Annotated in this window: 12 protein-coding genes and 2 rRNA genes; 9 read left to right on the top strand and 5 right to left on the bottom strand. The window is 30.4% G+C overall.

Annotated elements, in window-relative coordinates; genetic code table 11:
• Positions 1 to 69 precede the first annotated feature (69 nt).
• Both ASC41_RS09870 and ASC41_RS09865 read right to left on the bottom strand, forming a co-directional pair.
• Complete coding sequence (locus ASC41_RS09870) at positions 70 to 669, bottom strand: hypothetical protein (RefSeq protein WP_055436480.1); 600 nt, start codon at positions 667 to 669, stop codon at positions 70 to 72.
• A gap of 139 nt (positions 670 to 808) precedes the next feature.
• Positions 809 to 1,357 carry a hypothetical protein gene (locus tag ASC41_RS09865; protein ID WP_055436479.1) on the bottom strand — a complete coding sequence of 183 codons (549 nt, stop codon included), beginning with the start codon at positions 1,355 to 1,357 and terminating at the stop codon, positions 809 to 811.
• Between the two features lie 331 nt (positions 1,358 to 1,688).
• On the opposite strand from ASC41_RS09865, the gene trmD reads away from it, so the two are divergent.
• From trmD to ASC41_RS17150, 9 genes are all read left to right on the top strand, one after another.
• A complete protein-coding gene (gene trmD / locus ASC41_RS09860; protein WP_055436478.1) occupies positions 1,689 to 2,366 on the top strand; it encodes a tRNA (guanosine(37)-N1)-methyltransferase TrmD in 678 nt (225 codons plus the stop codon).
• A gap of 87 nt (positions 2,367 to 2,453) precedes the next feature.
• Positions 2,454 to 2,939, top strand: a complete 486-nt coding sequence (locus ASC41_RS09855) for a GyrI-like domain-containing protein (protein ID WP_055436477.1) — start codon at positions 2,454 to 2,456, stop codon at positions 2,937 to 2,939.
• Positions 2,940 to 3,226: 287 nt separating this feature from the next.
• Positions 3,227 to 3,580, top strand: a complete 354-nt coding sequence (rplS, locus tag ASC41_RS09850) for a 50S ribosomal protein L19 (protein ID WP_055436476.1) — start codon at positions 3,227 to 3,229, stop codon at positions 3,578 to 3,580.
• An 845-nt stretch (positions 3,581 to 4,425) separates the two neighbouring features.
• The gene (locus tag ASC41_RS09845) at positions 4,426 to 4,998 is read left to right on the top strand and encodes a pentapeptide repeat-containing protein (protein ID WP_055436475.1); all 573 of its coding nucleotides are present in this window, start codon (positions 4,426 to 4,428) and stop codon (positions 4,996 to 4,998) included.
• Positions 4,999 to 5,165: 167 nt separating this feature from the next.
• Complete coding sequence (locus tag ASC41_RS09840) at positions 5,166 to 7,385, top strand: NADP-dependent isocitrate dehydrogenase (protein ID WP_055436474.1); 2,220 nt, start codon at positions 5,166 to 5,168, stop codon at positions 7,383 to 7,385.
• A gap of 165 nt (positions 7,386 to 7,550) precedes the next feature.
• Positions 7,551 to 9,926 carry a TonB-dependent receptor gene (locus tag ASC41_RS09835; RefSeq protein WP_055436473.1) on the top strand — a complete coding sequence of 792 codons (2,376 nt, stop codon included), beginning with the start codon at positions 7,551 to 7,553 and terminating at the stop codon, positions 9,924 to 9,926.
• A 3-nt stretch (positions 9,927 to 9,929) separates the two neighbouring features.
• A complete protein-coding gene (locus tag ASC41_RS09830; RefSeq protein ID WP_055436472.1) occupies positions 9,930 to 10,745 on the top strand; it encodes a DUF4249 domain-containing protein in 816 nt (271 codons plus the stop codon).
• Positions 10,746 to 10,904: 159 nt separating this feature from the next.
• Positions 10,905 to 11,732 (top strand): N-acetylmuramic acid 6-phosphate etherase, encoded by an 828-nt coding sequence (murQ, locus tag ASC41_RS09825; protein WP_055436471.1) that lies wholly within the window; start codon positions 10,905 to 10,907, stop codon positions 11,730 to 11,732.
• The gene (locus tag ASC41_RS17150; RefSeq protein ID WP_055436470.1) at positions 11,722 to 11,958 is read left to right on the top strand and encodes a DUF6095 family protein; all 237 of its coding nucleotides are present in this window, start codon (positions 11,722 to 11,724) and stop codon (positions 11,956 to 11,958) included. The genes murQ and ASC41_RS17150 overlap by 11 nt, the downstream gene beginning before the upstream one ends.
• A gap of 2 nt (positions 11,959 to 11,960) precedes the next feature.
• Here the strand turns inward: ASC41_RS17150 and ASC41_RS09815 are convergent, their stop codons facing one another.
• The 3 genes from ASC41_RS09815 to ASC41_RS09805 form a co-directional block, all read right to left on the bottom strand.
• A complete protein-coding gene (locus tag ASC41_RS09815) occupies positions 11,961 to 12,470 on the bottom strand; it encodes a hypothetical protein (protein WP_055436469.1) in 510 nt (169 codons plus the stop codon).
• A 373-nt stretch (positions 12,471 to 12,843) separates the two neighbouring features.
• A 5S ribosomal RNA gene (rrf, locus tag ASC41_RS09810) occupies positions 12,844 to 12,951 on the bottom strand.
• A gap of 136 nt (positions 12,952 to 13,087) precedes the next feature.
• Positions 13,088 to 13,378, bottom strand: a 23S ribosomal RNA gene (locus tag ASC41_RS09805); the annotation flags it as partial.

Raw genomic sequence — 13,378 nt, 5'->3', positions numbered from 1 at the left:
TACAGACCAACAATAATCTTTTTCTTCAATTTCTTGCTTTGAAATTGATCCTATTGTCTCAATTTGAGGTTAAAATGATTCTGAATACATCCTTAAATTAAATTTAGTATTTGTAGCATATGTAGATGCTTTAATATTGGAATACCCAAACGACACTCCAAAACTTAAAAGAAGTTTAGCACGGTTAATATTTGCTATCAAAAAGTTTGATGTCGCACTAGCCATGATTGTAGAATTATTAAGTTCAGAAATCATTAAATAATTACCAGAAGCTTCTGTAGATATAGTATTTGGACCTATAACTTTAATAGAATTTATCGACCCAGTTTCATTAAGTTTATGTCTATTGTTCTTCTTATAAATTATACCTAAAGAAAATCTATTATTAAAATTATAATTAACACCAGCACCTATAAAGAATGTAGGTTTAATAGTTCTATGCTTAGAGTAATTAACAAGTTCATAATAGTCAAGGTTTGAGTTCATTTTAGAATCTAGTTTTAAACTATAATCACCATTTATTAATAACTGAGATATACCAGATTCAATTTTAAATTCAAAATTTGGTAAATAGTTATATTGATGAAAACTCTCAATATTATTTTGCGCTTTACTAAATAATGGCAATGTTATAATAGTTACAAAAATTAAAAAATAAGATAATTTCATTTTTATAAGATTGAGATTAATATTACATATTAGCAATAATTCTAAAAATTAATTTATGTTTGATACAAAAGCCCTTCGTATTTGAAGGGCTTTATTATAGTTAGCTCTAGAATCATATTATATAAAATACTTTAAAATATTAAATATCTATTGTTGAATTATTATCCTTATCAGGAAGATTATTACCACTAGAATCTTGTGCACCTGTATTTTCTGAAGGAGCATTATTAGAAAAAACAGAAGTTGTATTCCCTTGATCGTCTGTAAGTTGAAGAACAAGTATATAAGCAGAGGCATCTACCTGAACATTAGGGTATTGACCAGAAACCATCATATTTATATGTACTTTACCTTTAACTTTCTCTGAACTTGCCATCTCTTTAAATGATTCTTGAATCTCTTTTTTGTGAGTACTCGCATTAGATCTAAACCCAAGCCAAGCAAAAAAACCACTAACTCCACCGCTAATATTATATTCTTTAACCATTTTGTTGTACGTCTTAGAACTCTCCATTCTTTTCAATTCGAAAGAAAAACTTCCAACCATATTAGCATAAGCTCCAGAGCCAGATACAGATACTCCTACTCCAGATATCCTTCCTTTTTTTGTAGTAACTTTCCATCCTTCTGCACTTGTAGTTATTAAATTAGCTACTCTTAATTGGTGTTCATTAACATGTAATTCCATAATTTCTATTTTTATAAATTATTTTCCTACTCTATTCAAACTAGGCTTTTCAGATTTCGCCTTGTAATAAAAAAGGATAGCAGCTACTCAATCGAATCGTACTTCTCAATTACATTGTAAATATCTTATTATATTATATAGTTTATTAGAGTACAAGTACTGGTATTTTAAAAACAAGTATTTATACTTATCCTTTATATAACATATTATAGACTTCTCAAATTTGAAAAAACACATTATTAATTAGCTTGTATTATATAACACTATTTTAAATTCTAAAACCTACTTAAAAACAATTCCTATATCTTTGCATTCCTATATATATAGCATAATGAGAATAGACATAATTACCGTTTTACCAGAATTACTTAAAAGTCCTTTTGAAGCTTCAATTTTAAAACGCGCAATAGATGCCAATTTGGTTTCGGTACACTTTCACAACCTAAGAGATTACACTACAGATAATTATAAGTCTATAGACGACACTCAGTTTGGTGGTGGTGCAGGCATGGTAATGACTTGCGAGCCTATCGATAAATGTATTTCGGCCTTAAAAGCAGAACGCGATTATGATGAAGTTATATACATGACACCAGATGGAAGTACACTAAACCAGGGTATTGCAAACCATTTATCTTTAAAAGAAAACATAATTATACTTTGCGGTCATTATAAAGGTGTAGACCAACGTGTTCGTGATATGTTTGTTACTAAAGAAATATCTATTGGAGATTACGTTTTATCTGGAGGAGAACTTGGTGCTGCTGTTTTATGCGACGCTGTAATTAGATTAATACCAGGTGTTTTAGGTAACGAGACTTCTGCACTTACAGATAGCTTTCAAGACGGTTTATTAGCTCCACCTATTTACACAAAACCTAGAGATTATAAAGGATTTAAAGTTCCTGAGATTTTATTTAGCGGTCATGCTGCTAATATCGAAAAATGGAGAGAAGATGAAGCTTATAAAAGAACACAAGAACGCAGACCAGATTTATTGGAGGATTAATTCCTGTTTGAATACTAAAAATTGCCTGTAGGTCTAGTAGAATTGAATTTTAGCAACGTCGTATCACAAACCATCTAAAATATTTAAATGAACCGAGCACCTAAAATAGTAACGCTAGAAAACAAGAAACTAGTTGGGCAATCTATCGAAATGTCTTTGGTCGATAATAAAACATTCCAACTGTTTTCTGTGTTTATGCCACTAAAAAAGCATGTTCAAAATACTATAGGTACAGATATATACGAAGTATTAATATACAACTCAACATATCTTAAAAATTTTAAGCCTACAAACACATTCACAAAATGGGTAACTGTAGAAGTTAATGATTATAGTACTGTCACCGAAAAAATGAAAACTTTAGATTTAGAAAGTGGATTATATGCTGTTTTTAATTATAAAGGATTAGCTAAAGATTTTGGACAAATGATGTTATACATTTATACAGAATACTTACCAAAATCGAAATACCAATTGGATAGTAGGCCACATTTTAATGTTTTAGGAGAAAAAACAAAACGTAATAGTCCAGATTCTGAAGAAACAGTATGGATACCTATAAAACTAAAATAGTCTTTATGCGTTAAGGATTGAAAGGTTTGTTTAAGCTCTTTTTTGTTTTTCTCAAAAAAAGCGAGCCTTGAAAGCCTGACCAAGATCATGCTTTTTAACATGTCTTGGTAACGCCCACAATACAACTACTTATCCTACTTAAATAACTACTTTAATTTACTTTTATAAATTTGTTTTTGCTGTTTGGTATTTAAGTTTTAATAACTATATTTGCAGCCAATTTCGGGTTAACCTCTGGCGATATACGTGAATGTTGTTCTGAATCAATAATTAAAAAATAAATAAAGATGGAATCTTTAATTAAATTTGTACAAGACGAATTTGTACCAAAAAAAGACTTTGCAGAATTTTCAGCTGGTGATACAATTACTGTATACTACGAAATCCGTGAAGGTGAAAAAAGTAGAACTCAGTTTTTTAGAGGTGTAGTTTTACAAAGAAGAGGTACTGGAACATCAGAAACTTTTACTATTAGAAAAATGTCTGGAACAATTGGTGTAGAGCGTATCTTCCCAGTTAACTTACCTGCATTACAGAAGGTTGAAGTAAACAAAAGAGGTAAAGTTCGTAGAGCTAGAATCTTTTACTTTAGAGGTCTTACTGGTAAGAAAGCTAGAATTAAAGAAGCGAGAAGAAAATAATCTACTCCTTTTAAATATTATAAAAAAGATCATTATAGTACATTTTTTGATTATAAACAATTGTTAATAACCATTGTTTGTAACCGGTTGATAAATAGAATGTTAAAAATCGATTTGTTTTGAAATATTTTTATAATTTAGTAAAACAATTAATAACAATGTGAATTGGTTTCTGCTTAAATGCAGCATTTATAATTAATTGATTTTAAAACTTTGCTATTTAAATAGCTAATGAGTTTTAAAATAAAGCTTAAAATTTATTTTTAAGTTTTAATTGTTTTTTTGAGATTTGAAAAATTACAATATGTTTAGATAGATTGTAATTAGACAAATTGAAAGTTTCTTAAAAAGAATAGAGATCGAAAGTGAGTATTAAAAAAGAAACAAGACTTTAAAGTAATACAATTTGAAAATAATGTAAACAATTTAAAGTTTCAAGAAAAACAATTAACGGTGCGCTAGGTTTAACAAGTCAATACATTTTGAAAGTTAACCAAACGTATCATTGATTTAACAGATATTGAATTGAAAAGATGTAAAACTTAGGTTTTAGATTGAGTTAGTGAAAACTAAATAAATCAGTTGATGTTATCTCTAAAAAGCCATAACAACAATAGTTAAATCTATTATGTTATGGCTTTTGTTATTTAGTTAAACAGACTTCTAAACACCAAAGGCACATTTAATAGTGTTAGTAGAACTAGTTTCAACAAATGTTGGGATCTTTATAATTTAATCCTATTTTATCACATTTGTCATTCCTGCGAAGGCAGAAATCCAAAACATTATATTTAAAAAAACATACCTAACATAGTAAAAATGTCAAAAAAGAGTACTTTTATATAATGAATTTACCGTTTATAACAGACCAAAACTATAATAGCATAGACTACACAACAAACGGCTTACCCAAAGCAGAATACGATAATTGCACTTTTAAAAACTGTAATTTTAGTAACACCTATCTATCTGGGATCACTTTTCTAGAATGCGAATTTATAGATTGTAACTTTAGTTCTGTTAAGTTAGGAGAAACTGCTTTTAAAGATGTAATTTTTAGAGACTGTAAACTACTAGGTGCTCCGTTTAATGAGTGTAACTCATTTCTATTGGCCATGACATTTAATAATTGCCAATTAAACCTTTCTTCATTCTACAACTTAACACTAAAAAACACTCAGTTTAATAACTGTAAATTAGAAAAAACAGATTTTTCTAAAACCAATTTACAAAACTCAGTATTTAATAACTGTAACTTACATTTAACTGTTTTCGAAAACACAAATATTGAGAAAGTTGATTTTAGAACTTCATACAACTACTCTATTTCTCCCTCAAACAATAAAATAAAAGGTGCTAAATTTTCGAAAAATGAAATATTTGGGCTTCTAAAAGACTATAAAATTATAATTGAATAATTTTTACACCCAATAATTATTAATTTAATAAAATGAAAGACAGTTCGCTAAAGTCTTTTCAAATCCTTTAAAGTCGTAGACTTCTACCTTTAAAATGGCATTGAAATTTTGTATATTCGTAAACCGAAATTTTTTCGGAATTTTAAGAATTAAAACAACGTATTTATATGTCAACAACACCAAAAATCATTTATACAAAAACAGATGAAGCTCCTGCTTTAGCTACACGTTCTTTTTTACCAATTGTTGAAGCTTTTGTGAAATCTTCAGGAATTAATATAGAAACTAAAGATATTTCTTTAGCAGCTAGAATATTAGCAGTATTTCCAGATTTTTTAAATGATGACCAAAAGGTAACTGATGACTTGGCTTTCTTAGGTGAATTAGCAAAAAAACCTGAAGCTAACATTATAAAATTACCTAACGTTAGTGCTTCTCTACCGCAACTTAAAGCTGCTATAAAAGAACTTCAAGAGAAAGGTTTTAAAATACCTAATTACCCAGATGAAACTACTAATGATACTGAAAAAGAGATACAGTCTCGTTACGATAAAATTAAAGGTAGTGCTGTAAATCCAGTATTACGCGAAGGTAATAGTGATAGACGTGCACCAAAAGCAGTAAAAAATTACGCAAAAAAGAATCCGCATTCTATGGGAGCATGGTCTAAAGATTCAAAAACTCATGTTTCTACAATGACTGAGGGAGATTTTGCACATAATGAAAAATCTATAACTTTAGCTGAAGCAACAACTGTAAAAATTCAACATACAGATGCAAACGGAAAAACTACAGTTTTAAAAGACGATTTAGCATTGTTACAAGATGAAATTATTGATGCAACTGTAATGAGTAAAGCAGCATTAATTGATTTCTTAGAGGAACAAGTTGAAGATGCTTTAGATAAAGGTGTGTTATTTTCGTTACACATGAAAGCAACAATGATGAAAGTGAGTGATCCAATAATTTTTGGTCATGCTGTTCGTATTTTCTTTAAAGACTTATTTAAAAAACATGGAAAATCTTTCAAAAAAATTGGTGTCGATGTAAATAACGGATTTGGAAACTTATTAAGTAAATTAAAAGAGTTACCAGAAGATTTACGAGAAGAGATTAAAGAAGATATTCGTTACACATTAGAGCATAGCGTAGATTTAGCTATGGTTAATAGCGAAAGAGGTATTACTAATTTACATGTACCTAGTGATGTAATTATTGATGCTTCTATGCCAGCAATGATTCGTAACTCTGGACAAATGTGGAATGCAGATGGAAAATCTCAAGATACAAAAGCAGTAATTCCAGATAGTAGTTATGCAGGAATTTACACAGCAACTATCGATTTCTGTAAAGAAAATGGTGCTTTCGATCCTACAACAATGGGTACAGTTCCTAATGTAGGGTTAATGGCTCAAAAAGCAGAAGAGTATGGTTCTCATGATAAAACATTTGAAATCGCTTCTAACGGAAAAGTTGAAGTTATAAATGCTAAAGGAAAAGTTTTAATATCTCATGATGTTGAAGCTGGAGATATATGGAGAATGTGTCAAGCTAAAGATGCACCAATCCAGGATTGGGTAAAGTTAGCTGTAACTAGAGCAAGAGCATCTCAAACTCCTGCTGTTTTCTGGTTAGATAAAAATAGAGCTCACGATGCTCAATTAATTAAGAAAGTAAATACATACTTAAAAGATCATGATATTAACGGATTAGATATACGTATCCTTTCTCCTATCGACGCTACAATTTTTACTTGTAAAAGATTAAAAGAAGGAAAAGATACTATTTCTGTTTCTGGAAATGTATTACGTGATTATTTAACCGATTTATTTCCAATTCTTGAAGTTGGTACAAGTGCAAAAATGTTATCTATTGTTCCTTTAATGAACGGTGGTGGTTTATTTGAAACTGGTGCAGGTGGATCTGCTCCTAAACATGTGCAACAACTTTTAGAAGAAAACCATTTACGTTGGGATTCTTTAGGAGAATTTTTAGCACTAGCTGTTTCTCTTGAACATTTTAGTATAGTAAACAATAATCCTAAAGCTAAAATCATTGGAGATGCTTTAGATAATGCTACCGAGACTTTATTAGAAAATAAAAAAGGGCCTAGCCGTAAAGCTGGAGAGTTAGACAATAGAGGTTCTCATTTCTATTTAGCAATGTATTGGGCTCAAGAATTAGCAAACCAAACTGCAGATAGCGATTTGGCTAAAGAATTTGCTCCTATTGCAAAAGAATTAGAAGCTAACGAAGCTAAAATTGTAAGTGAACTAAACGATATACAAGGAAATCCTGTAAATATTGGTGGTTATTACGAACCAAAAGAAGATTTAATAAATGCTGCTATGCGCCCAAGTAAAACGCTTAATAGTATTATAAAATAATAACTTATTTATTGAAGTTTAAAAAGCTCCCATTAGGGAGCTTTTTTTATTTACAAAAAGAAATATTTAATTCAATAAAATTAAAAGAAACTACGTTAACTTAAAATAGATTAACATTAAAAAAAATATCTTTTACTACTTTTACAATAAATCAAATTACGATAAATGAATCAATCAAAATCGCTATTACTTATACTAATATGTTTAAGTAGTTTTTTTATTTCGGCGCAAGAAAAATTTACACTAAGCGGCGTTATTCAAGATCAAGGTACAAACGAAACTTTAATTGGTGTAAACATTCTTGTACCAGAATTAAACACAGGAACTACAACAAACGAATATGGTTTTTATTCAATAACATTACCCAAAGGCAATTACAAATTAGTAGTTAGCTACATTGGTTATACAGATAAAGTAGAAAATATTGTTCTTACACAAGACCTAAAAAAAAGTATACTTTTAAACGAAGCTACAGAAAGCTTAGAAGAAGTTATTATAACAGAAAACGTAGAAAAGCTTAGCATTAGAAAGCCACAAATGAGCGTTAATGCATTATCGTCATCAACTATAAAACAAATTCCTGTTGTACTTGGAGAAGCCGATGTTTTAAAAGCAATAACTTTATTACCTGGTGTTACCAATGCTGGAGAAGGATCTTCTGGCTTTAATGTTAGAGGTGGTGCAGCAGATCAAAACCTTATACTTTTAGACGAAGCTACAGTTTTTAACTCTTCACATCTATTTGGGTTATTCTCAGTATTTAATCCCGATGCCATAAAAGATTTAAAACTATATAAAGGTGGAATTCCTGCTCGTTATGGAGGACGCGTGTCGTCGGTTTTAGATATTTATCAAAAAGAAGGAAATAGTAAAAATTTTCATGTCAATGGAGGAATTGGTATAGTATCGAGCCGTTTACTTATAGAAGGCCCTTTAAAAAAAGATAAAGGTTCATTTCTGTTAGGTGGTAGAAGTTCTTATGCTCATTTATTTTTGCCATTATTCGATCTAGATAATGTTGCGTATTTCTACGATTTAAACACAAAATTAAGTTACAAGTTAAACGAAAATAACAACATTTACTTGTCTGGTTATTTTGGTCGAGATGTTTTTAATTTAGCTAATAGTTTCGAAAACACCTACGGTAACACTATCGTAAACTTTAGATGGAACCATTTATTTAATGATAAGCTGTTTTCTAACATGTCACTTATTTATTCAGATTACTACTACGGTCTAAATCTAGATTTTGTAGAATTTAAATGGAACTCTGGAATTCAAAATTTTAATTTCAAATACGATTTTAAACATTATATAAGTAATAACTTTAAATTACAATACGGTCTAAACAGTACATATTATAAATTCAATCCTGGAGAAATAGAGCCTTCTACTCCTACTTCCGGAATAAATGAACAGAAATTAATAGATAAATATGCTTTCGAAAATGCTATTTATCTTGATGCCGAACATAAAGTATTAGATAACTTAACACTTGCCTACGGATTAAGATTAAGTACATTTCAACGATTAGGCCAAAAAGAATTAAATATATATCAAAACAACCAAGCTGTAACTTTTAATAACGATTTCCAAATTTATGAAAGTGCAGATGCTATTGGTACAGAATCTGCAAGCCAAAGTAAAACAATAAAATCGTTTATAAATTTAGAACCTCGTTTCTCTGCTGCGTATCAATTTAATAGAAAAACTTCTGTAAAAGCAAGTTATAATCGCATGTCACAATATCTACATTTATTGTCTAATACAAGTTCTCCAACACCTTTAGACGTTTGGGCTCCTAGTGGAAAGTATATTAAACCACAACTTTTAGATCAATATGCGATTGGGTATTTTAAAAATTTACAAGATGGTGACTACTCTTTAGAAATTGAAAGTTATTATAAAGATGTAAAAAATAGAATCGATTATATAGATGGTGCAAATTTAATTGCAAACGATGCCATAGAAGGTGTTATACTAAACGGAAAAGCAAGAGCCTACGGATTAGAAGTATTGTTTAGAAAAAACGAAGGACGATTTAAAGGATGGGTTGCATATACAATCTCAAAATCAGAACAAAAAACAGAAGGAAGAACACCATTAGAAACAGGAATTAACAATGGAGATTGGTACAACACAGGTTACGATAAAACACACGATTTGTCAATTACAACAAGTTACAATCTAAGTAAAAAATGGGATCTTAATGCAAATTTCCTTTTTCAAACTGGTCAACCTACAACCTACCCAAACGGACAATATACTTATAACAATATTGTAATCCCTAATTATAGCGCAAGAAACTCAACACGATTACCAAGCTATCATCGTTTAGATTTTTCTGCAACATATACACCAAAACCAGAAAGAACAAAAGGTTGGCAAGGCTCATGGGTTTTTGGTCTTTATAATGCTTACAATAGACGTAATGCGGCTTCAATTTCTTTCGCTCAAAACGAAGATACAGGAAATAACGAAGCTACACGTTTATCTATTTTTGGAGCCGTACCATCTGTTTCTTATAACTTTAAATTTTAAAAAATGAAAAACTCAATATATATCTTATTTATAGTCTTCATCCTTTCATCTTGCCAAGATGTAATAGATATAGAAGTCCCAAATGCAGAACCTCGTTTAGTAATAGATGCCTCTTTAAGTTGGTTCGAAGGAACCTCCGGAACATATCAAACTATACAATTAACACTTTCTGCTCCCTTTTTTAATAACGAAATACCAGCCGCAACTGGTGCAAATATTTTTGTAACAGATCAAAGTAATACAGTCTATAATTTTATAGATACAAATTCCAATGGCATATACGAATGCTTTAACTTCAATCCTCAATTAAATCAAGAATACTCACTAACTGTTATTTATAACAACGAAACCTATTTTGGAGTAGAAACTTTAATGGCTATTACACCAATAGATTATATAGAGCAAAATAATGACGGTGGATTTTCAGGAGACGAAATCGAAATAAAAGCTTTTTATACAGATCCTACAGACGAAGAAAATTATTATTTTTTCGAATTTCAAGAAGAATATGAAAGTAATCCCAACCTACAAGTTTACGACGACGAATTCATAAACGGAAATCAAATTTTCGCCTTTTATTCTAACGAAGATACAGAAATAGGAAACGAATTAATGATTAGAAATTACGGTGTTTCACAGCAGTTCTATCAATTCATGACATTATTATTACAACAAACTTCAGACGGCGGTGGTGGACCTTTCGAAATACAACCTGCAACTGTACGTGGTAATTGTATAAACCAAACTAATCCTCAAAACTTTCCATTTGGATACTTTAAAGTATCGCAGGCTACAGAAGTTATGTATACTATTGAGTAGTAACATTTGAGCGTTACCAAAACATGTAAAAACATGTTTCAGTCGTGTCATTCGCTATATCTTTTTTTTGCATAAATGCAACAAAAAAAAGGATGCCGCTACTACCACTAACGCAAATACAGTACTAAAATTAAACACAATTATCGTATTTTTACAACTATGACATTTATAAAAACAACTGAAAAGGAATCTAATTACAATCATTTAGAAAAAATGAGCACTTTAGAGCTTTTAACAAACATAAATAAAGAAGATCAAACAGTACCATTAGCTGTAGAAAAAGCATTACCGCAAATTGAGCAGCTTGTTGAACAAATAGTTTTAAAGTTAGAAAATGGAGGGAGATTATTTTACATCGGTGCTGGAACAAGTGGTCGATTAGGTATTGTAGATGCTTCAGAGTGTCCTCCTACATTTGGTGTTCCACACGAAATGGTTGTTGGTTTAATCGCCGGTGGAGACATAGCCATTAGAAAAGCCGTAGAGTTTGCAGAAGATTCAACAAATCAAGGTTGGAAAGACCTACAAGATCATAACATAAATAAAAACGATGTTGTAGTTGGTATTGCAGCTTCCGGAACAACACCTTACGTAATCGAAGCGTTAAAAGAATGTAACAATAACAATATCATTACAGGATCTATTTCTTGTAATAGTCAAAGTCCATTGTCACATACATCAAAATTCCCAATCGATGTAGTTGTAGGTCCAGAATTTGTAACCGGAAGTTCTAGAATGAAAGCTGGTACAGCTCAAAAATTGGTGCTTAACATGCTTACAACCTCTAGTATGATCAAACTAGGAAAGGTAAAAGGTAATAAAATGCTAGACATGCAGCTCAGTAATAATAAACTAGTCAATAGAGGAGTAAAGATGATTATGTCAGAACTGAAAATTGACGAACAAGAAGCAAAGATGCTTTTAAAAGTAAATCACAATGTAAGAGCTTCAATAGATGCTTATAATTCTATAAAAAATGGAAACTAAAAAAACCGATAAAGATGTACTAACAAAAGGAATTAAAAAAATGGGAATATCCCTAGTACTAATGTTCCTTGGTCCATCATTTATATATATAGCTTTTAGTAATCAGGAAAAACCACTATATATTCCTTTATTAATAATTGGAATAATAGCATGCATATCTGCAATCTATTTTGCTTTCAAAGGCTTAAACACTATACTAGACAGTATGTTTAAGAGTAACAAGTAAAACTAGTTTTTAACCAAAACTACTTCTTTTTTAGGTGTTGTAGGATTGTATCCAAAATTACAATCTTCAAAAGTAATACTCAATCTATCAAGTATATAACCTATTATAGCATAATGGTGTATAGTATGACTATTTGCTTGAGCTAATAATGCAGAATAAGTATAATCAATCTCAATCTTTCCGCAACCTAAATCGTCAATAACAATTATAGAATGACCTAATTTATCTTCAACAGTTTGTAAGTTTTCAATAATTTTATTAAGATAATCACTCGCAGAATCACAGCAATTCTCTACCGTTAAATCTCTCTTTCTAGAAGTTAAATCAATCTTTCCTTCACTATTAAATTCTAACGAACAATAATAAAAATCAAATATATGTCTCAAGTGTGAGCCAATACTAGAATAGTATGGAGATACAGATGCATCACTAAGTTCCTCATTAGAAAGTTTTAATAATAGGTTTTTAGATTTTTGGAGAGTAACTAAAGAGGATTCAATAATGCTATTCATATTCACGAATTTAATTAGAATTAATTGATTAATAAAATTAATTCAATCATTAGTCAATAATTAACAGTAACCTTACAATATCCAATTTTATTTAATGATATAAATGTTCATAAAAAAACCATTATTAAATACCCATAAAATTTCATATTATTATTTATGGCGCGTTTTTATAAAAATAAAAACCATGCTATACACTATATCTTTTTTTTGCATAAGTGCAACAAAAAAAAGGATGCCGTTGCTATCATTCGCGCAAGACCTATCAACATAAGTCTGTAGTCTTAGACATTCGTTTTTATATGGTTTATGCTTCGTTTCAAAAAAAGTTTAAACAAAAAAAATCCTCAACAAATAAATGTTGAGGATTCTCTAAAAAAGGCGACGACCTACTCTCCCACGAATGTAGTACCATCGGCGCAAATAGGCTTAACTTCTCTGTTCGGAATGGTAAGAGGTGAGCCCTATCGCAATAATCACCTTAAATCTTTCGGTGTATGTAGTGATTTTAACATCATCTACTTAACCGTATAAAATAACATATTGAAAAAAGTACACTTTAAGTGTATTAAACATGAAAATCGTAATAATATCTATTGTACTTAGTAAAAAAACAGGCGTACAATAAGCCTATGGGTTATTAGTATCACTCGGCTATGACATTACTGCCTTTACACCTATGACCTATCAACGTAGTAATCTCCTACGACCCTTTAAAGAAATCTCATCTTGTGGTGGGTTTCGCGCTTATATGCTTTCAGCGCTTATCCCTTCCCAACGTAGCTACTCTGCAATGCTCCTGGCGGAACAACAGATACACCAGAGGTTAGTCCAACTCGGTCCTCTCGTACTAGAGTCAGATCCACTCAAATTTCTAACGCCACTGTAGATAGAGACCGAACTGTCTCACG

It is taken from the genome of Lacinutrix algicola, from assembly GCF_001418085.1.
GTDB classification, from domain to species: domain Bacteria; phylum Bacteroidota; class Bacteroidia; order Flavobacteriales; family Flavobacteriaceae; genus Lacinutrix; species Lacinutrix algicola.
The sequence above is the reverse complement of the archived record's forward strand: the minus strand, read 5'-3'. Positions and strand labels throughout refer to the sequence as shown.

Bases quoted from the DNA above. Each gene is read 5' to 3' on its own strand.
- ASC41_RS09870 (WP_055436480.1), bottom strand. From the start codon at position 669: ATGAAATTATCTTATTTTTTAATTTTTGTAACTATTATAACATTGCCA.
- ASC41_RS09865 (WP_055436479.1), bottom strand. From the start codon at position 1,357: ATGGAATTACATGTTAATGAACACCAATTAAGAGTAGCTAATTTAATA.
- trmD (WP_055436478.1), top strand. From the start codon at position 1,689: ATGAGAATAGACATAATTACCGTTTTACCAGAATTACTTAAAAGTCCT.
- ASC41_RS09855 (WP_055436477.1), top strand. From the start codon at position 2,454: ATGAACCGAGCACCTAAAATAGTAACGCTAGAAAACAAGAAACTAGTT.
- rplS (WP_055436476.1), top strand. From the start codon at position 3,227: ATGGAATCTTTAATTAAATTTGTACAAGACGAATTTGTACCAAAAAAA.
- ASC41_RS09845 (WP_055436475.1), top strand. From the start codon at position 4,426: ATGAATTTACCGTTTATAACAGACCAAAACTATAATAGCATAGACTAC.
- ASC41_RS09840 (WP_055436474.1), top strand. From the start codon at position 5,166: ATGTCAACAACACCAAAAATCATTTATACAAAAACAGATGAAGCTCCT.
- ASC41_RS09835 (WP_055436473.1), top strand. From the start codon at position 7,551: ATGAATCAATCAAAATCGCTATTACTTATACTAATATGTTTAAGTAGT.
- ASC41_RS09830 (WP_055436472.1), top strand. From the start codon at position 9,930: ATGAAAAACTCAATATATATCTTATTTATAGTCTTCATCCTTTCATCT.
- murQ (WP_055436471.1), top strand. From the start codon at position 10,905: ATGACATTTATAAAAACAACTGAAAAGGAATCTAATTACAATCATTTA.
- ASC41_RS17150 (WP_055436470.1), top strand. From the start codon at position 11,722: ATGGAAACTAAAAAAACCGATAAAGATGTACTAACAAAAGGAATTAAA.
- ASC41_RS09815 (WP_055436469.1), bottom strand. From the start codon at position 12,470: ATGAATAGCATTATTGAATCCTCTTTAGTTACTCTCCAAAAATCTAAA.